Raw genomic sequence first — 25,223 nt, 5'->3', positions numbered from 1 at the left:
CGCGGGCGCCCCCCGCCGGCTCCAGCCGATTGCGCGCCTGAGTCAGTGCCGCGCGCAACTGCTGGAAGGCGGCGATGACCTCGGCGTTGGGGGCATCGCCGAGAATCGCGCTGCGCAGGTCCCGCCAGCGCTTGCTGATTTGGGTTTCCAGTGGCTGATCGCGGGCCGCCAGGGCGGCGCGGCCGGGCAGATAACCGTCGCGCAGAGCCAGCGTCAACTGGTGATAGGCGGTGGCGCTGTCGCCGGCGCGGTAGGCGGATTCCGCCAGCTGCAGCAGCCCGTCCGCCCGCGCCAGCGGGTGTTGCAGTGCACGCACCTGCTGCGGATGGGCTCGCCACCACATCAGCGCGTCGGCGGCATCGGCGGGCAATTCCACCGGCCGCGCGGTGGCCATGCCCGGCAGTCCGACAAGGGCCGGATAGCGCTGCGCCATATCCACGGGGGGCTGCGGCTTGCCGGCTACCGACAGAGCCGCTGTGGTAACCGCGAGTGCCCAGCGCTGGCGACTGCTGAGGTCTCCATCGAGGCGGCGGGAGTGTACCGTGTCGGCGTTCGGGTCGAGGATGTTGTACAGGTCGTAGAGACTGAAACTGGCCATGCGCGCGGGGTCGGTCAGCCGCGGACCGCGGGTACCCCCACCCTGTGCACCGTGGCAGGCGGCGCAGCGCTGCTGGAACAGCGGCACTGCGTCAGTCGCCGCCGGCAGCATCTCCGCCGGCGAGCGCTGCAGCTGATACAGTGCCGCGAGACGGTCAGCGGCAGCATTCGCGCGGCGGCGGACCTGTTCGCCATCGCGTTTTTCCGCGATCGCCTGATCCAGTTCCTGAATGCTCTTCTCCAGCGCGGCGCGACCGGGGCGTTCCGGCAGCTGGCGCACCAGTTCCAGCGCGCGGTCGAGATTACGGCGCTGCTGCCGATACAGGGGCGTATCCGAAATTTCGCCGTCCTGCACTGAATCGTCATAATCTGCAGCGATATAAGACAAAAGATTGCTTGCCTGCGCCGCGAGCGGTTCCTGATCCTGGGCCGCAGCGGTGGCGGGCAGCATCAACAGCGCGAGCAACAGCTGTGCGCACAGGGCAGCCGTAGTTAACCAATAGCGTTGCATCGGGAATTCTGTTTCCGTATTCGGCAAAAGATTAGCAGTCGCCGGAGTGCCCGGCGCGGCGGCGCCGGGTACAAAAAACCCCGCTCGTGGGCGGGGTTTTGATTCCGGCGGAGAGGATCAGCCCCGCTCGGCGCGCTCTTTGGCGATCAGGTAGTCGGCGATCTGCAGCATCAGCTCCTGGCCGTCCGCCTTGCCTTTCAGGCCCGGCAGTGCGGTGCTAATGCGGTACTTGCCGGCAACGACAATTTCCGGGGTACCGGCCAGGTGGTAAGCGCGCTGCTTGGCCATACCCTGCTTGACCTGGCTGCCGACCGAGAAGGAATTCATCAGCTTGGCGGCCCGGGCGCCGTCAGCACCGTTGGCGTTGAACAGTTCTTCGATGGCTTTCAGGTCGGGCTTCCAGTCGCGGCCTTCGCGCACTGCAAACATTTTGCGCTCTTTGGCAATGGCGGTGAAGATCGGCTCGTGCATCTTGTCCAGCACGCCCATTTGCTCGGCCACGTAATACATGCGCGCGTGCACATCCATCACCGGCTGCCAGATGGCAGGCACTTTTTGCATGGAGACATCCTTGGGCAGGCTGGCGACCCATTTTTCCAGTGCCGGCTCAAAGTGGTAGCAGTGCGGGCAGCCGTACCAGAAGAGCTCGGTGACCTCGATCTTGCTGTCGTCCTGCTGCGGCACTGCCTGCGGCAACACCTGGTAGTCCATGCCGGGCTTGAACTGGCCACTATCCTTGGCACAGGCGGTTAGGCTGAGCAGCAAAGCGAACAGCAGGGTGAACGGGGCGACGACAGCTCTCATAGTCTTCTCCAACATTATTCTTGGCAGCCCGGAGGGGCTCTCACATATCGAGAGAACCCGGGATTCTTGTGGTGGGTCCCCTATAGACAGTGCAGATTATTGAAGTTCCCCGCCGCGGAAGCAACAAGGCGGCCGACGGAGTCGCGCACAGGTGGGACCGAGGGATTGGCGGCCGGCATCCGCACGGCAGCGGCAGGCACAAAAAAGGCCGGTCTGGGACCGGCCTTTCAGTGTCGGCAGTGCGATCACTCCGACGTCGGCGCTGGCATCAGACCGGCGACATAGTCGGCCACCGCGCTGATCTCGGCATCGGACAGCTGCTTGGCCACCGTGCGCATGACGCGGGTTTCGCCATCGTTGGCGCGGGCGCCGCTGCGGAATGCTTTCAGCTGAGTCTCCACATATTCGGCGTACTGCCCGGACAGGCGCGGGAAGCCCGCCGGCGCGTTGCCCTTGCCCGTGGGCGAGTGGCAGCCCATGCATGCCGGAACACCGGTCTCGGGGTTGCCGGCACGGAAAATATTGCGGCCAAGCTTCAGCCCGTCGACGGTGTCGCCGCTGTTCAGTTTGACCTTCATCGGCTTGGAGCCGGACAGCTGCATATTCTGCGAAGAGAAATATGCGGCGATATCGGCCATATCCTGCTCGTTGAAGTTATCCAGCTGGCCCACCATCTGCGGCACTTCGCGGGCGCCACTCTTGATGTCCATAATCTGCTTGAGCAGATATTTCTCGCCCTGGCCCGCCAGCTTCGGGAAAGTCGGTGCGGGGCTGTTGCCGTCGGCACCGTGGCAGGCGCCACACTGGGCGGCCTTGGTTTGTCCCGCAGCGGCATCGCCCTCGGCCATTGCCAGAGGTGCCATCCCCATCCCCAGACCGACAGTCAGGCCCAGGGCCAGTGCGGTGTTCTTTACAATGCTGTTCATACGTCGTCCCATTACGCGCTGAATTGTGGCATTTCGGTCCGCAGACCACTGCGCCGCTCCCGATCCGCGCCATTGAACCCCAACGGCCCGATTCGGAAAGCCCCCCAAGGCATCGCGTGCGCAGCCGTACTATACCAGCAGGTCAGGCACCCCGGCCGGGAAATTGGCCGCCGAATCGCCATTGCACCGCTGCCGCGGTGTGCCAATGTACGATACAGGTCGCGACTACTGCGACGCCTAAACCGCGGCATTATATACTTGCGCGCCAATCGAGTGTACCGAATCTGGTTAAACCACCATGTCTGAAACAAAGCCCGACCGTATTAAATTCCGCGATGTTCAATTTCTGACCAGCGCCCCGACGCTGGCGGAGTGCCCGGAGGACAGCGGTGCCGAAGTCGCCTTTGCCGGCCGCTCCAATGCCGGCAAATCCAGCGCGATCAATGCGCTGACCGATAACACCAAGCTGGCGCGAACCTCCAAGACACCGGGGCGCACCCAGCTGATCAATTTTTTCCGCATCAGCGACCAGCAGCGCCTGGTAGACCTGCCCGGCTACGGTTACGCCAAGGTGGCCCGTTCCATGAAGGACGAGTGGCAGCGCCACCTGGCTTTTTACCTGGAAAATCGCGAGTGCCTGCGCGGACTGATCCTGCTGATGGATATCCGCCAGCCGCTGAAGGAGTTCGACCTGCACATGCTGACCTGGGCCGTCGGTGCCGGGCTGCCCGCGCACATACTGCTGACCAAGGCGGACAAAATGAAAAACGGCCCGGCCAACAACGTCCGTTTCGCCGTGGAAAAGGCGCTCAAGGAACAGAGTCTCGACACGGGAGTCAGCGTGCAGATTTTCTCGTCGACCAAGAAACGCGGACTCGACAAGCTGGAGATGAAACTGAACGAGTGGCTGGCGCTGGAATAGCGGGCTGTTGAAAAGCCTTTTTCAGTAGCCTGATAGTCGCTAGCGGGGCTCATCCCCCCGCGCAGCGCACAGTAGCGAGCGCAACAACACCCGCCGCAGCTGGCGCCGCGCCCGCGGCGTCATCCCGCGCAGATCCTCTGCCACCAGGCGTCGCTGCGCGAGCAGAGACAGCAGCGTTTCCTCGCGAATCCTGATTTCCAGATAGGAAGTCGACATGGCGACGCGGGTGCGCGGTTCAGTGCAGTCGCCGGCCACCGGCGGCCCGGGCGGGCGCCAGCGACGTTTCCGGTCCGGCCAGGTAGAGCGTGCGGATGCAGTCGGCGGTCAGCTGGTAGTGGCGGCGGTCGTGCAGTTCGCGGGCCAGCCGCGAACTGGCGCCCACCAGGATGTAATTGCACAGGCTGGCGTCGCCGCGCTGCCGATACGCCTCCATCAACTGGCGCGCGCTGTCGCCGAACCGCATTGCCGCAACCGGGTAACCGGGCCACTGGGCACCCAGTAGATAATCCGCCAGTTCAAACGCACAGCCGAGGAAGGGAATCGCCTCGGCGTAGCTGTGCACCTCGCAGAGGGCACTGCCCTGCTCCGTCCAGTCGAGCCACGCCTGTTCGGCGCGCCGGCTGTCAGCAGTCAGCCACTGGCGGTGGTTGGCGCAGAGAAAACGTAGATTCACGGGAAACTCCTGTCTGGGCTGTGACTCCAACGGCGGACGGGCAACGCGCCCCCTCACCGAACCGCGAAACATCGTAATGATAATCATTATTGTTTACAACAAAGACAGACAACTCCCGCGCCAATCTTTGCCGCCGGGATGGAGAAAATCGCGGTAAAAAAAAGCCGGCAGATGGGGACTGCCGGCCAGGGGTCAGTGCCCTTGGGGGTGGGCACTTATGCAGACGCGTCCAGGGGGACGGACACGCCTGTGGGTTCTCACCCATTCCTTTCAGATTCCAACCGATACTGAAGATTAGGCTCGCGCCAGTCTTTTCCCCAGTGAATTTCCCCCGCCCGGCTGCCGCGCGGCCGCACCAGACGGTGCCACTTTGCGCGCGCCAACCGGCAGCGGAATCCGGTCTTGTCGATAGTGGGTGGCTATCGGTGGCGGGCAAAAACCCACCGGCAAAAAAAAGCCCCGACTTGGGGAGGTCTCGGGGCGAGGGAAGCTCACTTACGGGGTTGTGGTGAGGAGCAACTAGGTTCTGCATGTTTAGAGGCAGCACAGCACTCGCGGTTCCACCACATCATGTAAAGAAGCGTAAACGTTGCGCCAAACAGAAAAAGTGCGCAGCTACTCCCCTTCCCGCTCGATATCGCAGCAATGGCTGGCGGGCAATTCCCTGCTGCCGGTGAGCACGGATTCAGTCACCGGATTGGGGCGGAAAGTCGTACAGCCTTTCAGCCCCAGCGCAAAGGCCTCCCGGTAGAGAGAGGAAAAATCCGCGAACGGGTAGTCCTCGGGGACGTTCACCGTCTTGGAAATGGCGTTGTCGACATAGGGCTGCAGTGCCGCCGCCATCAGCAGGTGGGCGCGCGGCGACAGCTGTCGCGCCGAGACGAATTCGGCCGGCAGTTGCTCGCTGTCGCCACCGCGCTCACGCCACAGGCGCAGCGCGGGATCGACAATATCGAACTCGCGATAGTCGCCAAATCCGCTCAGGACCCGCCGCCGGTGCTGGAAGTCGAATACCGGCTCGACGCCGCTGGAAATTCCGTTCGCCAGCAGGCTGATGGTACCCGCCGGCGCTATCGCAATCAGGTGGCTGTTGCGGATGCCCCGCTCGGCGATGCCCGTGCGCAGCGCTTCCGGCAGTGCGCGCGCATCGGCGCCGCGCAGGTAGGGTTCACGCTGGAAAAAGGGAAAAGAGCCCCGCTCTGCAGCCAGGTCGATGGACGCGCGGTAGGCGCTGTCGCGCACCGACTGCATGATCTCTGCCGCCATCGCCCGGCCGGCGTCGCTGTCGTAGTGCAGACCCAGCCCGATCAACGCATCGGCGAGGCCGGTGATGCCGATACCGATACGGCGACTGCCCCGCGCCTGTTTTTTTTGCGCCGGTAGTGGATAGCGGGACAGGTCGATCACATTGTCGAGCATGCGCACCCCCACCTCGACGCACTCCGCAATACCCGCCCAATCCAGCTCCGCGCGGTCACTGAACGGCGCCCGCACGAAGCGCGTCAGGTTCACCGATCCCAGGTTGCAGGCGCCGTAAGCCGGCAGGGGAATTTCACCGCAGGGGTTGGTGGCGCTGATCTGCTCGCGATAGTGCAGGTTGTTGTGCTCGTTGATGCGATCGACGAACAGTACGCCGGGCTCGGCGCAGTCGTAGGTGGCGCGCATGATCTTCTGCCACAGGTCGCGGGCGCGGAGCCGCTTCAGCACCCGACACGGCACCGGGGTGTCGGCGCCGCTCCAATGGCGCGGTATCAGTTCGTGCCCTTCCCCATCCAGCGCCGCCTCCGGAAACAGCAGGGGCCAGTCGCGATCGGCATCCACCGCCGCCATAAAAGCATCGCTGACCAACACCGACAGATTGAAGTGGCGCAGGTCGCGCGGATCCCGCTTGGCGTCGACAAATTGCTCAATATCCGGGTGATCGCAGCGCAGGGTCGCCATCATCGCGCCGCGGCGGCTGCCGGTGGACAACAGCGTGGCGCAGGTTGCATCCCAGATGCGCATGAACGATACGGGTCCCGATGCCACTGTGCCAGTCTGGCGCGCCAGGCTGCCCGCCGGGCGCAGGGTGGAAAAATCGCATCCGATACCGCCGCCCTGCTGCATCGTCAGTGCGCATTCCTTCAGCCGCTCGAAAATGGCCGGCATGGAATCCTCGATCGCACCCATGACAAAACAGTTGAACAGGGTGACCCGGTGGGTCGTGCCGGCACCGGCGAGGATGCGCCCGCCGGGCAGAAAGCGGAAATCCTCCAGGTTGCGGAAGAAGCGCAACGCCCAGCGTCCGCGCCCCTGCGACTCTTCCCACGCGAGCGTCCGCGCCACGCGCCGCCAGCTGTCTTCCAGCGAGCCGTCGCGCACCTGATCGCCGTCTCGATAGCGGTACTTGGTGTCCCAGATAAAGCGGGAAATCTCCGCTTCGAAATAGTCCATCAGAGACTCAGCTGGGTGGCCGGCCCACCGTCGTGAAGGCGGCGGATCGCCTCGGCCAGCAGCGGCGCGCAGTCGACTACCTGCAGTGCCCCCTCCTCCTCCTGTGGCAGCGAATTGGTCACCGCCAGGGCCTCGAGGGGCTGTTCGCGCAGATTGGCCAGCGCGTCGCCGCAGAACTGTCCATGGCTGGCCAGAGCGAGGATTCGCGCCGCACCGCCGGCCTGCAGCGCCTGCGCCGCGCGGCAGATGGTGCCGCCGCCGGCGATCAGGTCGTCAACAATCACCACGCTGGCATCGCGCACATCCCCCACCAGCGCGCCGCCGGTCAGTGCACCGCCGCTGCGGTATTTCTCCACGAAGGCGCGGCCCACTTCGCGCTTTAGCCTGGTGCCCAGGGCCTGACGGAATGCCTCGGCACGCTTGACGCCGCCCACATCCGGCGACGCCACCACTAGCGGGTTTTTATCGCCTTTCAGTTGGGCGGCGGCGAAGTCGACAAACAGTGGCTGAGCCGGCAGGTGCAGGGTGCGGCAGCGGAAGGCGTTCTCGAACGCCGCGAGGTTGTGCACGTCCAGTGTCACCACGCAATCGGTGCCCACCGCCTCGAGCAGCGACGCCAGGTAGCGGCTCGACAGGGGGTCGTGGAGCTTGGTGCGGCGGTCCTTGCGCGCATAGCAGAGATAGGGAATCACCGCGCTGACCCGCTCCGCGCCGGCGTCCTTGAGGGCGGCGAGGAAAAACAGGGTGCGCACCAGGCGCTCGTCGACACTGGCGTAGTCATCGCCATACAGCGACTGCACAAAGTAGACGTCGGCGCCCTCGACGTCGTCCAGTGGGCGCAGTTTGTGCTCGCCGTCGATAAAATTGCGCTCTTCATGAGCGGCCAGCGGCTCGCCTAGGGCGGCGGCGACGCGGCCGGCGAAGGCGGCGCCGGCATCGAGGCTGAACAGCTTCAGTCTACTCATGGCCCACCTCTCACCACGCTACTAGCTGCGATCCAGGTGCTGCTGGAACCAGTCGATGGCCAGGTCCACCACCCGGTCGAGGGTGCCGGGTTCCTCGAACAGGTGGGTGGCGCCGGGAATGATCTGCAGTTGCGGATCGCATTGCATACGCGCCGCCGCGGCGCGGTTCAGTTCGATCACCTGGTGATCCTCGCCGCCGACGACCAGCAGTGTCGGAGCGCGGACTGCGGGCAGGTCGTCGCCGGCCAGATCCGGGCGCCCGCCGCGGGATACCACCGCCCGCACGAGCTGCGGTCGTCGCGCAGCGGCAATCAGTGCGGCCGCGGCGCCGGTACTGGAGCCGAACAGGCCGATATTCAGCGACGCAGTGGCCGGCTGTGCTGCAACCCAGTCCACCGCCGACGCCAATCGACCGGCGAGCAATTCGATATCAAAGCGGTATTCCCGCGTGAACTCGTCGACGCGGTGCTCTTCCGCTGTCAGCAGATCGAACAGCAGCGTGCCGATACCAGCGTCGTTGAGCCGCCCGGCCACCTGGTTATTGCGCGGGCTGAAGCGGCTGCTGCCGCTGCCATGGGCGAACAGCACCAGCGCGCGGGTATTCGCCGGCAGCGACAGAAATCCCGCCAGCGACTCGCCGGCGGTGTCTACGAAAACCTCCTGCGGCGCCGCGCCGCCCACATCACCCATCGCCTTCGCTCCGCCCGGTTAGGTCATCGGCCTCGCGCATCAGCGCCAGCACCTGTTCGTCCGATAGCTGGGAGAAATCCCGGTACCAGGCACCGATAGCCCAGAAGGACGCCGGGCGCATCGGGCACTCGATGCGGTCGGCCAGTTGGGCAAAGCGCGCCAGTGCCGACGGCGGCGCCACCGGCACGGCGATCACCAGTTCCGCCGGGCGCTCCGCGCGCACCGCCTGCGCCGCCGCCGCCATGGTGGCTCCGGTGGCGATACCATCGTCGACCAGGATCACGCGGCGGTCGGCCAGCTGCGGCCAGGGCTTTTCGCCGCGGTAGCGCGCCGCGCGGCGTTCCAGTTCGGCGCGCTCCGCCTGCGTCTCGCGCTCCAGGTCGTCCTCGCTAATGCCGCAGCTGCGGATCACGTCCTCGTTCAGCACCCTTGCTCGTCCGGTGATGGCGCCCATCGCCAGCTCCTCGTGGCCGGGGACGCCCAGTTTGCGCACCAGCAGCAGGTCCAGCGGCGCATTCAGCGCCCGCGCCACTTCGAGGCCCACTGGCACGCCGCCGCGGGGCAATGCCAGCACGATGACATCGGCGCGATTGCGGTAGTCACTGAGGGAAGCGGCCAGACGGCGGCCGGCCTCGACACGGTTTTGGAAGGGCTCCATAGCAATCCGGCCCTGGTTAGGTAGGCAATAAAACTAGACTAGCAAACAGACCCGCTTTGCCTGGTGCCCATGACACACAAACCGCTGCCAGACCTGGATGACAAAACCCGCTTCCTGCTCACCGCGAACAGCTATCCGGAGGGCACGGCCGCGGTGCGCCTGGTGGAAACCCATATGGCGCGGGTATTCCTGACGGATCACTTCGCCTACAAAATGAAAAAGCCGGTGCGCTCCAGCTATCTGGACTTCAGCAGCCTGGACAAGCGCTACGGCGTCTGCCGCGAGGAGCTGCGCCTCAACCGGCGCCTGACCGACGACGTCTACCTGGGCGTGGTGCCGCTGCGGCTGACCGCCGGCGGACTGTCGCTCGGGGAAACCGGCACGCCGGTGGAATGGCTGGTGAAAATGCGGCGCCTGCCGGAGGCAGCCAGCCTGCCGGCGCAGATAGAGCGGATCGACAGCGCCGACCTCGCGCCGCTGCTGCAGCGCCTGCGGCGCTTCTACCGCGACGCCGCGCCGGTGCCGATCACCGCGCCGCTATACCTCGAGAAAATGCGCGAACAGACACAGGTGCTGTGCGAGGCCCTGCAGCAACCGGAGCTGGGCCAGGATCCCGGCGAAATCACCTCGATCGGTCGCTCGCTGATGGACTTCACCCGTGAACGCGGCGAACTGCTCGGCGGCCGCGCGGCGGCGGGTCCCATTGTCGAGGGCCACGGCGACCTGCGCCCCGAGCACTGTTTTCTGACCAGCCCGCCACAGGTGATCGACTGCCTGGAGTTCAACCGCAATCTGCGCTGCGTGGACCCGCTCGACGAGCTCTGCTATCTGGCGCTCGAGTGCGAACTGCTGGGAAGGGAGGACCTGGCGGCGACGGTGCTGGTCAGTTGCGGCGCCTTACCTGCCGAGCCTCTGGTGCACTTCTACAAGTGCTATCGCGCGTTTCTGCGCGCACAGCTGGCGGCGGCGCACCTGCAGGATGGCGACGTGGCGGAACCCGACAAGTGGCGGGCCAAAACCCGGACATACCTCGACGCGGCGGCACGCTACCGGCCCTGAGCGACGGGCAAAAAAATGCCCCGGACTTGGGGGAGTCCGGGGCAAACATCTGACTTCCTTGGGGGATGATGACGCATTCCAACGATCTTGCTTTGTTAGAGCAGCGTTTAGCAGCGCGGTTCCCCCGCAATCGTTAAAAAGTGTAAAAATTTTGATCAACCCGACGAGATTGTCGCCGGACTCATCGACAAAGGCCGTGAGATCTCGATTCACGGCTCTTTGGGACAGGTCGCACAGCCCCGGCGGGCGCGATAGGCAAACGCCGCGATGTAGATTGCGGCGCTGATCAGTGCCCACAGCGAGGCGTGAGTAAGCGCCTCCTCCGCCGAGCGGCCGCGGGCCATCTGGCCGCCGGCAATCAGTGCCGCGGCCGCCAGGTATACCAGCGCAAAGCGCCGTATCCAGAATCCCTTGGTCATATTCACCTCCTTGATTGTTGAACTTTGTTTTGCTGCAAAGGCGCCGCTGGCGGCGATCGAATTCCAGAGTATCCGGCGTCCAATAACTGCCCATGCATAGCCAATGACGCTAGAAGTGCCGCACGTCGTAGCGAGCGGGTGGCTGGGGGTGGCCGCCGGAGCGCAGCAACCGGATCGCCGGCCGCCGGAGCGTACGCTAAGTACGTGAGGATTTGACCGGGCTGGCGCTCCAGCACCGCCGGACGCCGCCAGGCGCCCGCGCAATAGATGTACGGTGCTTCTAGTGGGCCTCGTCCCAGTTGTGCCCGCGACCCACGTCGACGATCAGTGGCACGTGCAGCTCGGCGGCCCCCTGCATCAGCTCGGTGATACCGGCAACTACCTGCTCCACCTCCCGCTCCGGCACCTCCAGCACCAGTTCATCGTGCACCTGCATGATCAGCTTGGTGGCGAGGCCCTGCGCCGCCAGCCAGGCGTCCACCTTGATCATCGCGCGCTTGATGATATCCGCCGCGGTGCCCTGCATGGGCGCGTTGATCGCGGTGCGTTCGGCGGCCTGACGCTGCATGCCGTTGCGCGAATTGATCTCCGGCAGGTACAGGCGGCGCCCGAACAGGGTTTCGACATAGCCCTTTTCCGCCGCATGCTTGCGGGTGTTGTCCATATAGGCGCGCACACCCGGATAGCGCTCGAAATAGAGATCCACATAGTTCTGGGCGTCGGCGCGTGGAATCCCCAGCTGCTTGGCGAGGCCGAAGGCGGACATGCCGTAGATCAGGCCGAAGTTGATCGCCTTGGCACGGCGACGCTGCTCGTCGGTCACATCTTCCGGCTTCACCTCGAACACCTCGGCGGCGGTGGCCCTGTGGATATCCTCGCCGTTGGCAAAGGCCTCGACCAGGCCCTTGTCGCCCGACAGGTGCGCCATGATGCGCAGTTCGATCTGCGAGTAGTCGGCGGCGATGATCACACTGCCTTCGGGCGCGACAAAAGCCTGGCGGATGCGGCGGCCCTCTTCGCTGCGGATCGGGATGTTCTGCAGGTTGGGGTCGCTGGACGACAGGCGCCCGGTGGCGGCCACCGCCTGGTGATAAGAGGTGTGCACGCGCCCGCTGGCCGGGTCGATCATCTGCGGCAACTTGTCGGTGTAGGTGTTCTTCAGCTTGGCCAGACCGCGGTACTGCATGATCAGTGCCGGCAGCTCGTGAGAGAGGGCCAGCTCCTGCAAAACCGCCTCGGCGGTGGACGGCGCACCTTTCGGGGTCTTCTTGATCACCGGGATCTGCAGTTTTTCGAACAGGATGGCACCCAGCTGCTTGGTGGAACCCAGGTTGAACTCCTCACCGGCCTCCTCGAAGGCCTTCTGCTCCACTTCGCGCATTTTCTGTTCCAGCTCGCTGCTCTGCTTGGCCAACATCTGCGCGTCGAGGTAGGTGCCATTGCGCTCGATATGGGCCAATACCGGTAGCAGCGGCATCTCGATTTCGTCGAGTACCTTTTCCAGCGACGGCTCCTTGGCCAGGCGGCCGGACAGTTCCCGGTGCAGGCGCAGGGTGATGTCGGCGTCCTCGGCCGCGTAGGGACCCGCCTTGTCCAGTTCTATCTGGTTGAAGGTCAGCTGCTTGGCGCCCTTGCCGGCGATATCCTCAAAGTGCACCGTGTGCTCGCCCAGATACTTGAGCGCCAGGCTGTCCATATCGTGGCGGCTGGCGGTGCTGTCGAGCACGTAGGACTCGAGCATGGTGTCGCGCTCGATGCCGCGCAGCGCGATGTCGTAATTGGCGAGGATATGGCTGTCGTATTTCAGGTTCTGGCCGACCTTCTTCTGCGCCGGGTCTTCCAGCAGCGGCTTCAGCTTGGCCAGCACCTCATCGAACGGCAGCTGTTGCGGCGCGCCCATATAGTCGTGGGCCAACGGCACGTAGGCAGCCTGATGGGGCTCCACCGCGAAGGACACGCCCACCAGTTTGGCCTGCATGTAATTGAGGCTGGTGGTCTCGGTGTCGAAGGCAAAGATGTCGGCGGCCTTGAGCTTTTCCAGCCAGGCGTCGAACTCGGCCATATCGGTGACGATCTGGTAATCGCGCTCCACCGCTTCAGCCATGGCCTCTTGCGCCTCGTCGCCGGACAACTCTTCCATCCAGCTGCGAAACTCGAGTTCGCCGAACAGTTCGATCAGTTTGTCTTTGTGGGGCTCGGCGTTGTGCAGGTCCGCCGGCTTGTACGGCATCTCGACGTCGGTCTTGATGGTGGCGAGCAGATAGGACATATCCGCCGCCTCGCGGTGCTCTGCCATCTTTTTGGCCAGCGTCTTGCTGCCGCGGAAACCCAGCGGCGCAATGGCGTCCAGGTCTGCGTAGATGTCTTGCAGACTGCCCAGGTTCTGCAATAGCGCCAGTGCCGTCTTCTCGCCGACACCGGGTACACCGGGAATGTTGTCGGCCTTGTCGCCCATCAGCGCGAGGAAGTCGATGATCAGCTCCGGGCCGACACCGAATTTCTCCTTCACTCCCTCGCTGTCCATTTCGGTGTTCGACATGGTGTTGACCAGGGTGATGCCCGGCCGCACCAGCTGCGCCATGTCCTTGTCGCCGGTGGAGATGATCACCTCCCGTCCCTGCTCCGCAGCCTGCAACGCCAGGGTGCCGATGACATCGTCCGCCTCGACGCCGTCGATCACCAGGCGCGGCAGCCCCATGGCGTCGATCACATCGTGGATCGGCTGGATCTGCTCGCGCAGGTCGTCCGGCATCGGCGGGCGGTGGGACTTGTAGTCGGCGAAAAGTTCATCGCGGAAGGTCTTGCCTTTGGCGTCGAAAACTACTGCCACGGTGCTGCCCGGGTGCTCCTTCAGATGGCGGCGCAGCATGCTGATGACACCGCGTACGGCGCCGGTGGGCTTGCCCTTGCTGGTGGTCAGCGGCGGCAGCGCGTGGAAGGCGCGATACAGGTAGGAGGAACCGTCCACCAGGATCAGCGGGGCGGCAGTCGCTTGTTTGTTACTCATAGATATCCGGGAAATTGGCCATTCGTATTCGCTTGCGCGCAAGTGGGCGACAGCATAACCGCGTCCCATTTTTTTTGCTCGCTCCAACGCCCGATCCGGGGCAGTCACCGCAGGGCCGGCGCGAAGCCCGGATCAGCTTCTAGGCTTTAGAGGTACGGCAGCGGACAGTCAGCCACCCGGCTTTTCCGCGGTCGTTGACCGGCGTCAGCAGTCCGGGCCGGCCGTAAATATTCACCGTTTCCGGAGCCCGGGCTGCTGTGATTCCGCCTTTGCGGACAGAGTGTTCACCGAGGGAAGTGACCATGCGAAGTACTGTTTTTTCCGGCCTGCTGCTACTGGCCTGTGCCGGCTCGACGGCGGCTGTGGCCGATACCATCGGCGAGCAGGCACAGCAACCGGGACCGATGGAATACCTGGAAGTGATCGGTGTCCCGGATCCCGCCGATCCCGCCCGGGAAAAAGAATTGGAGGCGCGCGCGCAGCACGAAGCGCTGACCAAGCAGCAGTGCAACGAGCAGCTGCAACTGCTGCGGGAAAACCAGTTACAGCAGTTGCGGGAAAAACTGGTGAAGACCCGTTCCACGGAAGAGGAACAGCGCCTGCAGGCGGAACAGGAAGCCCGGCGGGCGCACAAGGAAGCCGTCGCGGAAGAACAGACCGGGGAACAGGAATCCTCCTGACTGGCGGCGGCAATCCCCGGCGGGCGCCCTTCACGGAATCGCCATCCTTTGTTCACCAAAACATCTGCAAGCCGTTACGCGGCGGCAACAGGGCCGCCGTGTAATGGTCGCCCGGCTACGGACCGCCGGGATTTTGTACAACTGCCAGTGAGAGGGACTTGACGATGAAAGGCTATGGATATGCCGGGTTGCTGATCGCAGCCACGATCACCACTGCGTCCGCCAGCGCAGCGTCCAGTGAACAGCAGAGCCTGCCTGCACCGACGTGGCAGCTGGAAGCCGCCGCACAGAAGCAGATCGGGCAGACCGCGCAGACGCAACCGCTACAGAAACCGCAGACTCATTACGATGCATTACTGCAGCGGCAGATGCGCCAGCTGGAGCGCCTGCGGGAAGAGGCACAAAAGGACGAGGAGCGCGCGCAGAAGTTACAGCAACTGCTCCAGCAGTCCTAGACCCCCGGAAACGGCTACTCCGCTGTGCTGCTGTCAGGCACCTGTTTGTCCGGCTCTTGTTTATCCGGTACCTCTTTGTCCGGTACCTGTTTATCCGGAACTTGGGCCAGACAGCGGCGGGCATCCGCCAGTACTTTGACCATCAGGTCCCGATAGCTTGCATCCGCCGGCAGGTTGATCGCCAGCGGATCCAGCGGTGCGTAATGCAATCCGAGGCTGGCCGCGCTCTGCCGGTCGCGGTCGTTGGCCGGTACTTCGCCAAACAGGCAGCCGTCGCCAGCGCCCTGAAGCTCCAGTAGCGTCTTTGCGCCGCGCTGACTGTGGCTGCTGTCACTCAATGCCCGCGTCTCGACACCGGCGGGTCCGAAGAAATGCCCGTAGGCATCGTGGGTCACCACAATCGGCACACCCCGATATCCCCACAGCGCGCGATTCTGGACCTTCTGCAGGTTGGCCATGCTGCGGGAAAAGTCCCGCGCCCGGTGGCGATAGACATCGGCCCGCGCGGGCTCGAGTTCCGCCAGGCGCTCGGCGATGTGCGCGGCCATCACCGCCGCATTGCGCGGGCGCAGCCACAGGTGCGGATCCTGTGGCGAAGCTCCCTCGTATTCATACCCGCCCGCGGGCAACAACGCCAGTTGTCGCGCTGCCGGCAACTGCGCCATCTGCCGGGCCAGTACCGCTTCCATCTGCGGCCCCAGCCACACGACCAGTTGCGCGCGCTCGAGCGCCGCGCGGTCGGTAACGGTGGGGGCGTAGTGGTGCGGGTCACCATTGTGGATTAACACCCGCACCGGCATATCCGAGCCGACAATTTCCCGTGCGATCAGTGCGAGCGGACGGACGCTTACCAGCAGCTCGCGCTGGGTTTCGGGGGCGGATTTGTCACAGGCGGCGACACTCAGCAGAGCAAAAATCAGAGACAGGGACAGCAGAACTTTCATCGGAATCCAGCGGTACGGGTGCGAAAAAACAGGGAACATGGTCGGCGCGCCGCGGTGCGCCCCCATTTCCGGGCGGACACGATATAATCACACCCGGCCTGTGCCCGCCAGCCCGTTCGCGCCGGCGCCGTCTTTCGTTTCCCCACACTATCCCTGGAGATGTGACCCTGAGCCAATCCGAGCCGCTAATCACCGCCGAAAATCTCGGGCTGGCAGTGTCCGGCCGCCAGCTGTTGCGAAACATTACCCTGCAGTTACAGCCGGGCGAGATTGTCACGGTCATCGGGCCCAACGGCGCCGGCAAGACCACACTGCTGCGCCTGCTGCTCGGCCTCAGCACGCCGACCAGCGGCTCGGTCTGGCGCCGCCCGGGCCTGCGCCTGGGCTATATGCCACAGCGGTTACAGATAGATCCGTCGATGCCGATGTCGGTGCAGCGCTTCCTGCAACTGGGCCACCCGCGGGTGCACACCGCCGAGGCGCTGAGTGCGCTGGAGCGGGTGGGTGCCCGCCAGCTCGCAGACGCCAGTCTGGCCGAGCTGTCCGGAGGCGAGATGCAGCGGGTATTGCTCGCGCGGGCCGCGTCGCGCAAACCACAACTGCTGGTGCTCGATGAACCCACACAGGGGGTCGATGTGGGTGGCCAAAGCGAGGTCTACCAGTTGATTGCGGCGCTGCGCGACGAGCTCGGCTGTGGCGTGTTGCTGGTGTCCCACGACCTGCACCTGGTGATGGCGGCGACCGACCAGGTGCTGTGCATCAACCAGCACATCTGCTGTCACGGGCACCCGGAACAGGTGAGCCGCGATCCAGCTTACCTGGAACTCTTCGGCGACAAGGTGGCGCCCTATACCCACCAGCACAATCACGAACACGATCTGAGTGGCGGGATACTGCACGACCACAGTTGCGATCACGACCACCACTCCACCGACAAACGAGAGCAACAGTAAGTGGCCCCATTCGGCGAACTGATTCACAGCCAATTTCTCTGGTACGCGCTCGCGGCGGGCTTGCTGGTAGCCATCGTCAGCGGCCCGCTGGGCTGCTTTGCGGTGTGGCGACGGATGGCCTATTTCGGCGACACCCTGGCCCACTCCGCCCTGCTCGGCGTCACTCTGGGTTTTATCCTGCAGCTGAACGCGACCCTCGCGGTCGGCGCCACCTGTTGCCTGTTGGCCATCGTGCTGGTTTACCTGCAGCGCCGGCAAAAGCTCTCCGTCGATACCCTGCTCGGCATACTGTCGCACTCGATGCTCGCACTCGGGATCGTCACCGTGAGCCTGTTCGATATCAACGTGGACCTGCTATCACTGCTGCTCGGTGATCTGCTCGCGGTTGGCGGCCAGGATCTGCTGATGATGGGCGCCGCCGCCGCACTGATCGCATTGCTGCTGTATTTCCTGTGGGAAAAGCTGCTGGCGTTCACGCTGCACGAGGAGCTTGCCGCTGTCGAAGGTGTCCCGGTGGAAAAAGTGCGCCTGGCACTGATGCTGATGCTGGCGCTGTTGATTGCCATCGCCATGAAGGTGGTCGGCGTGCTGCTGATCACCGCACTGTTGATTATTCCCGCCGCCGCCGCGCGCAGGCTTTCGCATACCCCCGAACAAATGGCCTCACTGTCCTCCGCCATCGGCTGCACGGCAGTGGTCCTGGGGTTGCTCGCATCCATACTGTGGGATACCCCAGCGGGGCCGTCCATCGTGCTTGCAGCCAGCCTGTTGTTTCTGCTCTGTCAGCTGCGCCGCGTCCGGGTATGACCGCAAAATCTCGCTATTCCTTGCGACCAGCGGATTGGCGCGATTTCTCCACCGGCTCACAACCGGCGCGATGAAATTCGTAGACCGTCAGCGCAATGCCAATCAACAACATCAGGAAGACCCCGGCGGCAATCTTGAGTAGTAGCGTTTCCGACATGGTTAACGGCTGCGCGCGAGCAGTGCGGACACTTTAAAGTAGATGCCGAACGCCAGTATCGTCGGCACCCACAGGGCGGTAAACACCCCCTGGTCCTTGTACCCGTTAAACCACAGGAAGCCGGACAGCGCGAAAGAAATCGCCACCGCCAGCAGAATAAACAGATCCGATAATTTGAACATTGGTAGCCCTCATTAATCAGTGTCGTAATCCCAGAATCCGACCGCGGCAATCAGCAGCCCCCCGATCACTATGGATGCCGGTGTCCGCAGTCCCTCCATACCGAAGACCGATAACATCGAGGGCACTGCGCCGATAAAGCCGAGCAGTAACCAGAGCGCCATTGGCAGAACCATCAACAATCCCACAACACCGACGATCCGGCGCGCAAGCTGCGAGCGGGAAAATTGGTCAAACAGGTTCTTCAATGCGGCGGTCCAGGAACGGCAATAGGGATATCTCTACTCGAAGACTAGTTGAATTGAACACGCGGGGGATGGGACAACGGCGAATGGCGATATGGCGATCGAGGCGGCTTACAGCCGCTGCAGAAGATCAATGCCGCTATCGGTATAGTCTCGCGCCGTGTCGATGGTCAAATTGAGGAGATGCACGCCGCTGTCGGTAAAAGTCCAGGCCACCAGTAGAGCGTTGACGAACACCGTAAGCCAGAAGCGGTTCCGGAAAGCGCGCTTCGTTGTCTTGTGCCGAAACAACTGCTGCCCCAGCACCGCGCCGGGCCAGCCACCGCTTACGGACCAGAAATGGAGTGTCGCCTCGCTGATTCGCTGGCGACCGTTGACGGCCGCGCGTTTGTCCCAGGCATAGAGGGCGAGGGACAGAAAACTGGTGGCCATGATCCACCACAGGACTTCGCGCGGATAGAAACCGCAGGCAATCGCCAGGCCGAGAGCGCCGATAAAGGCAAACACTATCAGCAGGGTCAATTTTTCGGAAATCGGCTTGCGCAAATGTTTTTCTTTAAGACAATTACATTTTTTTGGTGTCGGGGAGACTGGTATCGCCCTCTTCGGCGATTTCGACGAAGGATTCCTTGCCCTTGGTATAGTTCTCAAATTCCAGCCCCTTGTACAGGGTGATCGCGATAATCACGGCACCGAATACGGCAAAGAAAGTTCCGGGTGCGGCTTTCTTGAAGATCAACTTGTTGTCCGCAAAACTCGCCTCCAGCTCACCGGCACTTCCCCAGACACCAGACATAAATAACCGGTAACCCATATGGGCGAACACGCTGCCGACAACAAGCGAAGCCAATTTGTATGAAATGAGGGAAAAAATGATATGAGTACTGACTTGCATTTTTTGTGATTATCTAAATAAGTTGAAATAGAATTTAATTGATCTGCATCCGCTTACACCAACAAAGGAAGACCGGACTAACCGAGCGTCAGCGGATAGGGTAGCAGGAACATATGTAAGGTATTGACACCCCAGTGCGCCAATACACAGGCCCAGATATTGCCGCGCAGGTGCCACAGCATTGCGTAGCTGGTTCCGGCAATTGCCACCAGCGCCAGCACGGCCGGTGTCGCCGCCCAGCCGGTATGCAGCGCCGTGAAAATGACCACGACTACCGGCACTGCAACCCAGCGCCACCGTCCCAAGCTTTCTTCCATACCCCGCTGCAGTATCCAGCGGAAAAATCCCTCCTCGCTGATACAGACCACGGCAAAGTTCACCAGGGCTGCCGCAACGATCACGGGGGCAAATTTTACTGAGAAACCGGCGACGAGTGCAGCGCAAATCAGCGGCAGTAATACCGCTGCGGCGATAATGCGAATATCGCCACGCGCGGGCCAGTGCTTCGGTCGTATCAGCAGCGGCAACAGCGCGAGGGCAATGACCGCCTTACCCGGATTGAAAGCCACCTGGATGTTGTTGCCAACGGCGTCGGTATAGGGTGCCAGCAGTTCGATACGTTCGCTGCCCGGCACCAGTCCCATCGCGGCGGTGAGCATCAGCAATGCGGTCGCGAGAAATGCGACGCGACGCTGCCAGCCCGAGCTGCTTTCGATGACGCAGAGCATCAGCCAGATCAGCGGCGCCAAAACGCCGATCCAGCCGAAAGGTATCGTGCAAAGCAGTAGCGCGGCGGCGACACCCCAGGCGTTGGGAAATAGGGAAATTGGCGCGGAACCTGCGCGCTGGGAGTCGGCCCGCGACAATCCGGACATAGCTTCCTGCTTCTCGACTGATGAATTAGCCGTTAAAGGTCGCCCGCATTGAACGATATGTCAATTTCATTTTGGCGGGATCCAGTGGAGCCTTAAAGAACGCGTGGTAATCGCCGCGGGGATTGATCAGCACCACCTGTGCTCCGTGGTCAACGGTATAGTCGCCATTCTCCAGAGTGACCTTGTTGAAGGGCACATTGAGCTGGTTGGCGAAGCGCTTGATGTCGATGAACTCTCCGGTCAGGCCGCGGAAGTCTGCATTGAAGTAACGCACGTAGTCGTGCAGCTGCTTGGGCCTGTCCCGTTTTGGATCGACCGAAACCAACAGGATGTCGGTATCGGCGCGGGTGTCTTCGTCCAGCATCTGGTAAAAGCTGTTGAGCGTCGACAGGGTGGTGGGGCAGACATCGGGACAGCGGGTAAAACCAAAGAACACCAGCGTCCAGTGGCCGGTCAGAGTCTCCGTATGGAAGGTGTCGCCGCTGTCCGACAACAGCGCAAAGTCATCCAGTATTCTGGGCCGGGTCAATTCTATCGCGCCATTCGCACGCAATTCGGCCTCGCTGAGGACACGCGGTTGCGCCATCTTGTGCAGGAATCCAATCAGGACCGCGCACATGAACAGCACCAGCACCACAACCGTGATCAGGATACCGCGCTGCTGTTCAGGGCTTTTTTGATCGCGCTGGCCGTCGGTAGCGAAGTTCGTCATAGCTTTACACCGCAATCAGGTAGTGGTCGAGCAGCATGATGCAGAACAGAGCCATCAGGTAAATGATCGAGTACTTGAAGGTCTCCATCCCCGCATTGGGATTTTTGTCCCGCAGCATTTCCACCGCCCAGTAGATAAATCCGAGTCCCAGCACTACCGCACCGAGCAAGTACAGCCAGCCGAGCATGCCGGTCGCAAACGGCAGTAGCGTGACTGCGAAGAGCACAAAGGTGTACAGCAGAATGTGCAACTTGGTGTAGGCCACCCCGTGGGTAACCGGCAACATCGGAATATCCGCTTTTGCGTATTCTTCGCGCCGGTGCACGGCCAGCGCCCAGAAATGCGGCGGCGTCCACGCGAAAATGATCAGCACCAGCAACAGGCCGTGGCCGTGAATATCGCCGGTGACGGCGACCCAACCCAGCAGCGGTGGCGCGGCGCCGGCAATACCGCCAATGACTATGTTCTGCGGCGTGGCGCGCTTCAGGAACATGGTGTAAACCACGGCGTAACCCAGTAGGGAGAAAAGGGTCAGCCAGGCAGTCAGTGGATTGACAAAAGCGAGCAGGATTCCCATGCCCGCACAACCGAACAGCAAGGCAAACGCCAGAGCCCTTTGTGGTTCAACGCGGCCCCTCGCCACCGGTCGGTTACTGGTGCGCGCCATCTTGATATCAATACGGCGATCGACCAGGTGATTCACGGTGGCGGCGCTGCCGGCACAGAGGGCAATACCCAGGTTACCCAGAATCAGGATGTCCAGCGGCACCATGCCCGGTACCGCGAGCAACATGCCGATCACCGAGGTGAGGATCATCAGCATCACCACCCGCGGCTTGGTGAGCTCGTAATAATCGCGCCAGCTTGCGCGGCCGAGGGCGGCTATTTGTGCGGTCATGGTTTCACCTCGTTATTGTCATTATCTGCGCGCTTATAATTCGCCCGCCAGCACGGATTCTTCCACATCCACCCTGTCCGAACGGGAGGGTTTCGATTGTGCCGTCTGGATCCGGTAGCAGAATGTCAGCAGGCCGAGCAGGAGCAGTGCCGCACCGGCATTATGTGCGACCGCAATCGGCAGCGGCAGGAAAAACACCACGTTCGCTATGCCGAGGAGGACCTGCAGGCCGAGCACGGCGACGAGGCCAATTGCCCAGCGGGGTGATCCCGCCCGCCACGCCAGCGCGGCCAGCATCAGTACCAGCAGGCTGACCAGCATCGCACCGATGCGGTGTGTGAGATGGATGGCCGTACGCGCCTCATTTTCCAGCGCGCCGCCGAGATAGTTGGGGCCAATGTGCTGGGCAACGTTGAAGCCCTGACTGAAATCCGCCGCCGGCCACCACTGGTTGTGACAGGTGGGGAAATCCGGACATGCGAGTGCCGCATAATTGGAACTGGTCCATCCGCCGAGCGCGATCTGCAGGCCCACTGCGGCAACGGTGACGAATGCCAGCGGGCGCAAGCGCTGTAACATGCGGAATTCGTGGGCCGGGATAAAGCGACCGCGGTTGCGCAGTCGTTCTACGATCAACCACAACACCGACAGGGTCGCCATACCTCCGAGCAGGTGCGCGGTGACGACCTGCGGCCAGAGTTTCAGGGTAACCGTCCACATACCGAACGCGGCCTGCAACACAATCAGCACCAACAGGATGTGCGTCTGCTTGAATGCACGGTGACCGCGGCGGCGCCAGGCCATGACCGTCAGCGTGCCGACCAGCAACAACAGGCTGCCGGCGAAATAGCGGTGCACCATCTCCGGCCAGGTTTTATCCGTTGCGACCGGTGCGTGCGGAAACGCCGCGTTGGCGGTGGCAATCTCGTGACTTTCACTGGGCCAGGTGAGGTGGCCATAACAGCCGGGCCAGTCGGGGCATCCCAGACCCGCGTCAGTCAGCCGCGTGAAAGCGCCGAGTACCACGACGACCACGGCGAGCGCGCTGCCGATCAACGCCAGCCGCAGACGCCAATCCGTATGCGCATTGTTTTCGGTCGGATCCAGTTCCAGGTTTTCCATCACTCTCTCCCCGCTACTGCTCATAGGAGTACTTCAGCAGACGCTTGATATCTTTCAGTAACTGATTGCCGCTGTGCCGGTTGTCATAGGCCATCATCGCGTACCCCTGCTGGTCAACCAGCAGGGCCCGCGGGCGATCCCACTGGTCAAAGCCCGCATCGCGCTCGAGCTTTTCCAGCACGGCGGGAGCCAGGGTGACAAAACGCAGGCGCGGATGCTCCCGCTGCAACTGCTGATGACGTGCGTCGCTCAGTGGTGAGGTGCTGACCAGCAGCCGCTCCACTCGGTCCGCCTTTTCCGCCAGTCGGATATGAACCTGGCGACTGGTATAAAGCAGCTTTTCACATTCAGAGGTGCACGGGCCGGCTGGAATCACCAGATAGCGCCATTTGAGCTTTTCCGCGGTGAACTGCAGAGGCCCGGTGCCGCGCTCCACAAACGGCAGTGACTTCACATCGACCGCTGGCTGCAGAAGTTCCCCCTCGTTGATGGTACTGCGGGGCATACCGATCCCCGTGTAGTAGACGATATACGCCGCAACGATCGGCAATACCACCGAGGCGATCACGGATATGCCCTGCAGGCGACTCAAGCCGGAGCGTTCCGAATTGTGGTCCATTGTCTGGCTGCTTTGCGCGTTCTGATTCACGGCGCGATACCCCTCATCATCTTTCTAATAATTATTTTTTTCGCAGTCGTTCGCGGATATTCGTCGCCGCGAACAGCCACAGCAATACCAGCGCGATGGCCATCGCAAACCACTGCACCGCATAGGCGGTATGACGCTGTGGCGGACTCGGCAGCAGTTGCCAGTCTGTCACCAGCGCGGTATCCGAATCGGCACTGAGGCGAATGGTCCAGAGCGGCTGCGCCAGGTTCAGGCGCGAAGTCAGATCGCTGTTCAGCGACTGGATACGCGCAGCAGTAGCGCCATCGGCGCTGCTGCCCTGCCCTTGCGCATCAGCGACCGGATAAAGGAAGCCGGTAATGACTTTGGCCGCGAGCGGCCAGTGTACTTCCGGGAGTCTACCGCGATCACTACCGGCAGCCACCCAGCCGCGATTGACGAGCCAGCGCTGTTCACCGGCGATAAATACCTGCAGTATTTCGTAGCCCACTTTGCCGCTGCGGGTGCGGTTATCCAGATAGTAGGGCTCGCCACTGTAGTATCCCAGCAGGCGAACAGGCGTATAAGCCTGGAGTGCCGTCAGTTCCGCCGGATTCTGCGGCTGCATCGACAGGCGAGCATCTATCGCGGCATTGAGGGCGGCTTTTTCGTCGGCCCGGTGCATTTGCCAGATACCGAGTCCGATCAACAGCGGCAGCAACACAGCGCTGAGCAGAGTAAGGGGCCAGTTGCGGATCAGTGCTACACTGGCGGTTCCGGTTTGCACTGATGTGGTGTGTACTGTCATGCCGATTTTCGCCTGCGCGCAGGCTCCTACTACAAATGGCTAATAAAAATGTGGCTGAAAATCGTTATTGTGTTTTTGTTTCTCGCAGTGCTGGCCAGCCTGTCCAGCGCTCTGTTTTTTCTGTTGCGCGATATGGGCGCTCCGCATTCGAAGCGCACCCTGTATGCGCTGGGTATCCGCATTTCCCTGGCTGCGCTGCTGCTGATCGCCATCTGGTATGGCTTTGACAGCGGCATACTCTCGAATACGGCACCCTGGGCCAATAAATACTGAGTTCGCTGCGTTTTGTTCAGGCGCTCCCCTAAAGAAGCGCCTGTAAGCAGGTTGATCAGGAACCCAGTACGTAGACGAAGATAAACAATCCCACCCAGACCACATCCACGAAGTGCCAGTACCAGCTGGCAGCCTCAAAACCAAAGTGGTCATCCGGCTTGAAGTGATGTGCGATTACCGAACGCAACAGCATCACCAGCAGCATGATGGTTCCCAGTGTCACATGTGCGCCGTGGAAGCCGGTCAACATAAAGAACGTCGTACCGTAAACGCCGGATTCCAGCGTCAGTCCCAGGTGCTTGTATGCCTCGTGGTATTCGTCGGCCTGAAAGTAAAGGAAGGCCGCACCCAGTATGACGGTGATGCCGAGCCACAGGTTGAAGGCGCTGCGCTTGTTCTTTTTCAGGAAGACGTGGGCGATATGTACGGTGAAGCTCGATGACAGCAGGATCACGGTGTTCAACAGCGGCAGGTGCCAGGGGTCGATGATCTCTTTCGGGCCGATGACCTTCGCCGCATCGCCGTGGACTGCGGCATCCGGTGTGACCAGTAGCGGCCAGGTACTTTCAAATCCCTGCCACAGCATGTTCGAGGCACCGCGATCACCCTCGCCGCCGAGCCACGGCACCGCGAAGTTGCGGATGTAGTAGAGTGCGCCGAAGAAAGCGGCAAAAAACATGACTTCGGAAAAAATAAACCAGCCCATGCCCCAGACATAGGAGCGCTTTAGCTGTTCGCTGTTGAGTCCGGCCATATTTTCGCGAATGACCTGGGCAAACCAGGACCACAGCACCGTGGCCAGGGTCAGTGCTCCGGCAAAGAAAATATAAGCCCCATGCCCGTTGATCCAATTGGCGGCGCCAAACGCTGTCATGAACAGCCCGATGGTTGCCAAAATAGGCAACCGGGACTGCGCGGGCACATAGTAGCTGCTTTCACTGGCCATAG

31 protein-coding genes are annotated in these 25,223 nt (G+C 62.4%); 7 read left to right on the top strand and 24 right to left on the bottom strand.

Annotated elements, in window-relative coordinates; all coding sequences use genetic code 11:
* From IG168_RS07675 to IG168_RS07665, 3 genes are all read right to left on the bottom strand, one after another.
* Positions 1-1,108: hypothetical protein (locus tag IG168_RS07675; protein ID WP_193163554.1), on the bottom strand; the 1,108-nt coding region annotated here is incomplete at its 3' end.
* Between the two features lie 117 nt (positions 1,109-1,225).
* A complete protein-coding gene (locus tag IG168_RS07670) occupies positions 1,226-1,912 on the bottom strand; it encodes a thiol:disulfide interchange protein DsbA/DsbL (RefSeq protein ID WP_193163552.1) in 687 nt (228 codons plus the stop codon).
* A 245-nt stretch (positions 1,913-2,157) separates the two neighbouring features.
* On the bottom strand, positions 2,158-2,838 hold the full coding sequence (locus IG168_RS07665; RefSeq protein WP_193163550.1) for a c-type cytochrome: 681 nt from the start codon (positions 2,836-2,838) through the stop codon (positions 2,158-2,160).
* Between the two features lie 298 nt (positions 2,839-3,136).
* Between IG168_RS07665 and yihA the strand changes: the two genes are divergently transcribed.
* The gene (gene yihA, locus IG168_RS07660) at positions 3,137-3,760 is read left to right on the top strand and encodes a ribosome biogenesis GTP-binding protein YihA/YsxC (protein WP_193163548.1); all 624 of its coding nucleotides are present in this window, start codon (positions 3,137-3,139) and stop codon (positions 3,758-3,760) included.
* 39 nt (positions 3,761-3,799) lie between these two features.
* On the opposite strand, the gene IG168_RS07655 is transcribed toward yihA, so the two are convergent.
* The 6 genes from IG168_RS07655 to IG168_RS07630 form a co-directional block, all read right to left on the bottom strand.
* On the bottom strand, positions 3,800-3,976 hold the full coding sequence (locus tag IG168_RS07655; RefSeq protein WP_193163545.1) for a hypothetical protein: 177 nt from the start codon (positions 3,974-3,976) through the stop codon (positions 3,800-3,802).
* Positions 3,977-3,995: 19 nt separating this feature from the next.
* Positions 3,996-4,433, bottom strand: a complete 438-nt coding sequence (locus IG168_RS07650; protein ID WP_193163542.1) for a hypothetical protein — start codon at positions 4,431-4,433, stop codon at positions 3,996-3,998.
* 615 nt (positions 4,434-5,048) lie between these two features.
* Entirely contained in the window at positions 5,049-6,866 is a 1,818-nt protein-coding gene (locus IG168_RS07645; protein WP_193163541.1) for an adenosylcobalamin-dependent ribonucleoside-diphosphate reductase, read from the bottom strand.
* Entirely contained in the window at positions 6,866-7,831 is a 966-nt protein-coding gene (locus tag IG168_RS07640) for a ribose-phosphate diphosphokinase (protein ID WP_193163529.1), read from the bottom strand. The genes IG168_RS07645 and IG168_RS07640 overlap by 1 nt, the downstream gene beginning before the upstream one ends.
* A 21-nt stretch (positions 7,832-7,852) precedes the next feature.
* Positions 7,853-8,521 carry a dienelactone hydrolase family protein gene (locus IG168_RS07635; protein ID WP_193163527.1) on the bottom strand — a complete coding sequence of 223 codons (669 nt, stop codon included), beginning with the start codon at positions 8,519-8,521 and terminating at the stop codon, positions 7,853-7,855.
* Complete coding sequence (locus tag IG168_RS07630; RefSeq protein ID WP_193163525.1) at positions 8,514-9,179, bottom strand: phosphoribosyltransferase; 666 nt, start codon at positions 9,177-9,179, stop codon at positions 8,514-8,516. Before IG168_RS07630 ends, IG168_RS07635 begins: the two co-directional genes overlap by 8 nt.
* A 69-nt stretch (positions 9,180-9,248) precedes the next feature.
* Here IG168_RS07630 and IG168_RS07625 point away from each other — a divergent pair, with 69 nt between their 5' ends.
* Positions 9,249-10,238: a hypothetical protein gene (locus IG168_RS07625; protein ID WP_193163523.1), complete on the top strand. Its 990-nt coding sequence runs from the start codon at positions 9,249-9,251 to the stop codon at positions 10,236-10,238.
* A gap of 209 nt (positions 10,239-10,447) precedes the next feature.
* Here the strand turns inward: IG168_RS07625 and IG168_RS07620 are convergent, their stop codons facing one another.
* Together IG168_RS07620 and polA are read right to left on the bottom strand one after the other, a co-directional pair.
* Positions 10,448-10,657, bottom strand: a complete 210-nt coding sequence (locus IG168_RS07620) for a hypothetical protein (protein ID WP_193163521.1) — start codon at positions 10,655-10,657, stop codon at positions 10,448-10,450.
* A 280-nt stretch (positions 10,658-10,937) separates the two neighbouring features.
* On the bottom strand, positions 10,938-13,664 hold the full coding sequence (polA, locus tag IG168_RS07615) for a DNA polymerase I (protein WP_193163519.1): 2,727 nt from the start codon (positions 13,662-13,664) through the stop codon (positions 10,938-10,940).
* Between the two features lie 302 nt (positions 13,665-13,966).
* Here polA and IG168_RS07610 point away from each other — a divergent pair, with 302 nt between their 5' ends.
* Both IG168_RS07610 and IG168_RS07605 read left to right on the top strand, forming a co-directional pair.
* Entirely contained in the window at positions 13,967-14,344 is a 378-nt protein-coding gene (locus IG168_RS07610; protein ID WP_193163517.1) for a hypothetical protein, read from the top strand.
* Positions 14,345-14,508: 164 nt separating this feature from the next.
* A complete protein-coding gene (locus tag IG168_RS07605) occupies positions 14,509-14,799 on the top strand; it encodes a hypothetical protein (RefSeq protein WP_193163515.1) in 291 nt (96 codons plus the stop codon).
* Between the two features lie 14 nt (positions 14,800-14,813).
* Here the strand turns inward: IG168_RS07605 and IG168_RS07600 are convergent, their stop codons facing one another.
* Entirely contained in the window at positions 14,814-15,743 is a 930-nt protein-coding gene (locus IG168_RS07600) for a metal ABC transporter substrate-binding protein (protein WP_193163513.1), read from the bottom strand.
* 161 nt (positions 15,744-15,904) lie between these two features.
* On the opposite strand from IG168_RS07600, the gene znuC reads away from it, so the two are divergent.
* Together znuC and IG168_RS07590 are read left to right on the top strand one after the other, a co-directional pair.
* Positions 15,905-16,696 (top strand): zinc ABC transporter ATP-binding protein ZnuC, encoded by a 792-nt coding sequence (gene znuC, locus IG168_RS07595; protein WP_404931994.1) that lies wholly within the window; start codon positions 15,905-15,907, stop codon positions 16,694-16,696.
* Positions 16,697-17,503, top strand: a complete 807-nt coding sequence (locus IG168_RS07590; RefSeq protein WP_193163511.1) for an iron chelate uptake ABC transporter family permease subunit — start codon at positions 16,697-16,699, stop codon at positions 17,501-17,503.
* Between the two features lie 13 nt (positions 17,504-17,516).
* On the opposite strand, the gene IG168_RS07585 is transcribed toward IG168_RS07590, so the two are convergent.
* From IG168_RS07585 to IG168_RS07535, 11 genes are all read right to left on the bottom strand, one after another.
* Positions 17,517-17,660: a hypothetical protein gene (locus IG168_RS07585; protein ID WP_193163509.1), complete on the bottom strand. Its 144-nt coding sequence runs from the start codon at positions 17,658-17,660 to the stop codon at positions 17,517-17,519.
* A 2-nt stretch (positions 17,661-17,662) separates the two neighbouring features.
* Positions 17,663-17,842, bottom strand: coding sequence for a hypothetical protein (locus IG168_RS07580; RefSeq protein ID WP_193163507.1), 180 nt, complete (start codon positions 17,840-17,842; stop codon positions 17,663-17,665).
* 12 nt (positions 17,843-17,854) lie between these two features.
* Positions 17,855-18,088, bottom strand: a complete 234-nt coding sequence (locus IG168_RS07575) for a hypothetical protein (RefSeq protein ID WP_193163505.1) — start codon at positions 18,086-18,088, stop codon at positions 17,855-17,857.
* A gap of 108 nt (positions 18,089-18,196) precedes the next feature.
* Complete coding sequence (locus IG168_RS07570; RefSeq protein ID WP_193163503.1) at positions 18,197-18,631, bottom strand: DUF1294 domain-containing protein; 435 nt, start codon at positions 18,629-18,631, stop codon at positions 18,197-18,199.
* A gap of 19 nt (positions 18,632-18,650) precedes the next feature.
* Complete coding sequence (locus IG168_RS07565; protein ID WP_193163501.1) at positions 18,651-18,881, bottom strand: hypothetical protein; 231 nt, start codon at positions 18,879-18,881, stop codon at positions 18,651-18,653.
* A gap of 176 nt (positions 18,882-19,057) precedes the next feature.
* Entirely contained in the window at positions 19,058-19,855 is a 798-nt protein-coding gene (locus tag IG168_RS07560) for a CPBP family intramembrane glutamic endopeptidase (protein ID WP_193163499.1), read from the bottom strand.
* Between the two features lie 25 nt (positions 19,856-19,880).
* Positions 19,881-20,567 carry an SCO family protein gene (locus IG168_RS07555; protein WP_193163497.1) on the bottom strand — a complete coding sequence of 229 codons (687 nt, stop codon included), beginning with the start codon at positions 20,565-20,567 and terminating at the stop codon, positions 19,881-19,883.
* 4 nt (positions 20,568-20,571) lie between these two features.
* Positions 20,572-21,465, bottom strand: coding sequence for a heme o synthase (gene cyoE / locus IG168_RS07550; RefSeq protein ID WP_193163495.1), 894 nt, complete (start codon positions 21,463-21,465; stop codon positions 20,572-20,574).
* A gap of 33 nt (positions 21,466-21,498) precedes the next feature.
* A complete protein-coding gene (locus tag IG168_RS07545) occupies positions 21,499-22,587 on the bottom strand; it encodes a COX15/CtaA family protein (RefSeq protein ID WP_193163493.1) in 1,089 nt (362 codons plus the stop codon).
* Between the two features lie 13 nt (positions 22,588-22,600).
* On the bottom strand, positions 22,601-23,206 hold the full coding sequence (locus tag IG168_RS07540) for a hypothetical protein (RefSeq protein ID WP_193163491.1): 606 nt from the start codon (positions 23,204-23,206) through the stop codon (positions 22,601-22,603).
* Positions 23,207-23,267: 61 nt separating this feature from the next.
* Entirely contained in the window at positions 23,268-24,002 is a 735-nt protein-coding gene (locus IG168_RS07535) for an SURF1 family protein (RefSeq protein ID WP_193163489.1), read from the bottom strand.
* Positions 24,003-24,050: 48 nt separating this feature from the next.
* On the opposite strand from IG168_RS07535, the gene IG168_RS07530 reads away from it, so the two are divergent.
* Positions 24,051-24,275: a DUF2909 domain-containing protein gene (locus IG168_RS07530; RefSeq protein ID WP_193163487.1), complete on the top strand. Its 225-nt coding sequence runs from the start codon at positions 24,051-24,053 to the stop codon at positions 24,273-24,275.
* Between the two features lie 55 nt (positions 24,276-24,330).
* Here the strand turns inward: IG168_RS07530 and IG168_RS07525 are convergent, their stop codons facing one another.
* Complete coding sequence (locus IG168_RS07525) at positions 24,331-25,221, bottom strand: cytochrome c oxidase subunit 3 (RefSeq protein WP_193163485.1); 891 nt, start codon at positions 25,219-25,221, stop codon at positions 24,331-24,333.
* Positions 25,222-25,223 lie beyond the last annotated feature (2 nt).

This window comes from Microbulbifer hainanensis, from assembly GCF_014904735.1.
GTDB classification, from domain to species: Bacteria; Pseudomonadota; Gammaproteobacteria; order Pseudomonadales; family Cellvibrionaceae; genus Microbulbifer; species Microbulbifer hainanensis.
The sequence above is the reverse complement of the archived record's forward strand: the minus strand, read 5'-3'. Positions and strand labels throughout refer to the sequence as shown.

Excerpts from the sequence above, each read along its gene's own strand:
- IG168_RS07605 (WP_193163515.1), top strand. The coding sequence starts at position 14,509 with ATGAAAGGCTATGGATATGCCGGGTTGCTGATCGCAGCCACGATCACC.
- IG168_RS07640 (WP_193163529.1), bottom strand. The coding sequence starts at position 7,831 with ATGAGTAGACTGAAGCTGTTCAGCCTCGATGCCGGCGCCGCCTTCGCC.
- IG168_RS07665 (WP_193163550.1), bottom strand. The coding sequence starts at position 2,838 with ATGAACAGCATTGTAAAGAACACCGCACTGGCCCTGGGCCTGACTGTC.
- IG168_RS07625 (WP_193163523.1), top strand. The coding sequence starts at position 9,249 with ATGACACACAAACCGCTGCCAGACCTGGATGACAAAACCCGCTTCCTG.
- IG168_RS07620 (WP_193163521.1), bottom strand. The coding sequence starts at position 10,657 with ATGACCAAGGGATTCTGGATACGGCGCTTTGCGCTGGTATACCTGGCG.
- IG168_RS07525 (WP_193163485.1), bottom strand. The coding sequence starts at position 25,221 with ATGGCCAGTGAAAGCAGCTACTATGTGCCCGCGCAGTCCCGGTTGCCT.
- IG168_RS07545 (WP_193163493.1), bottom strand. The coding sequence starts at position 22,587 with ATGGAAAACCTGGAACTGGATCCGACCGAAAACAATGCGCATACGGAT.
- IG168_RS07635 (WP_193163527.1), bottom strand. The coding sequence starts at position 8,521 with ATGGGTGATGTGGGCGGCGCGGCGCCGCAGGAGGTTTTCGTAGACACC.
- IG168_RS07560 (WP_193163499.1), bottom strand. The coding sequence starts at position 19,855 with ATGTCCGGATTGTCGCGGGCCGACTCCCAGCGCGCAGGTTCCGCGCCA.
- IG168_RS07580 (WP_193163507.1), bottom strand. The coding sequence starts at position 17,842 with ATGTTCAAATTATCGGATCTGTTTATTCTGCTGGCGGTGGCGATTTCT.
- cyoE (WP_193163495.1), bottom strand. The coding sequence starts at position 21,465 with ATGACCGCACAAATAGCCGCCCTCGGCCGCGCAAGCTGGCGCGATTAT.
- IG168_RS07600 (WP_193163513.1), bottom strand. The coding sequence starts at position 15,743 with ATGAAAGTTCTGCTGTCCCTGTCTCTGATTTTTGCTCTGCTGAGTGTC.
- IG168_RS07585 (WP_193163509.1), bottom strand. The coding sequence starts at position 17,660 with ATGTCGGAAACGCTACTACTCAAGATTGCCGCCGGGGTCTTCCTGATG.
- IG168_RS07530 (WP_193163487.1), top strand. The coding sequence starts at position 24,051 with ATGTGGCTGAAAATCGTTATTGTGTTTTTGTTTCTCGCAGTGCTGGCC.
- IG168_RS07670 (WP_193163552.1), bottom strand. The coding sequence starts at position 1,912 with ATGAGAGCTGTCGTCGCCCCGTTCACCCTGCTGTTCGCTTTGCTGCTC.
- IG168_RS07555 (WP_193163497.1), bottom strand. The coding sequence starts at position 20,567 with ATGACGAACTTCGCTACCGACGGCCAGCGCGATCAAAAAAGCCCTGAA.
- IG168_RS07630 (WP_193163525.1), bottom strand. The coding sequence starts at position 9,179 with ATGGAGCCCTTCCAAAACCGTGTCGAGGCCGGCCGCCGTCTGGCCGCT.
- yihA (WP_193163548.1), top strand. The coding sequence starts at position 3,137 with ATGTCTGAAACAAAGCCCGACCGTATTAAATTCCGCGATGTTCAATTT.
- polA (WP_193163519.1), bottom strand. The coding sequence starts at position 13,664 with ATGAGTAACAAACAAGCGACTGCCGCCCCGCTGATCCTGGTGGACGGT.
- IG168_RS07645 (WP_193163541.1), bottom strand. The coding sequence starts at position 6,866 with ATGGACTATTTCGAAGCGGAGATTTCCCGCTTTATCTGGGACACCAAG.
- IG168_RS07565 (WP_193163501.1), bottom strand. The coding sequence starts at position 18,881 with ATGTCTGGTGTCTGGGGAAGTGCCGGTGAGCTGGAGGCGAGTTTTGCG.
- IG168_RS07655 (WP_193163545.1), bottom strand. The coding sequence starts at position 3,976 with ATGTCGACTTCCTATCTGGAAATCAGGATTCGCGAGGAAACGCTGCTG.
- IG168_RS07610 (WP_193163517.1), top strand. The coding sequence starts at position 13,967 with ATGCGAAGTACTGTTTTTTCCGGCCTGCTGCTACTGGCCTGTGCCGGC.
- IG168_RS07540 (WP_193163491.1), bottom strand. The coding sequence starts at position 23,206 with ATGGACCACAATTCGGAACGCTCCGGCTTGAGTCGCCTGCAGGGCATA.
- IG168_RS07535 (WP_193163489.1), bottom strand. The coding sequence starts at position 24,002 with ATGACAGTACACACCACATCAGTGCAAACCGGAACCGCCAGTGTAGCA.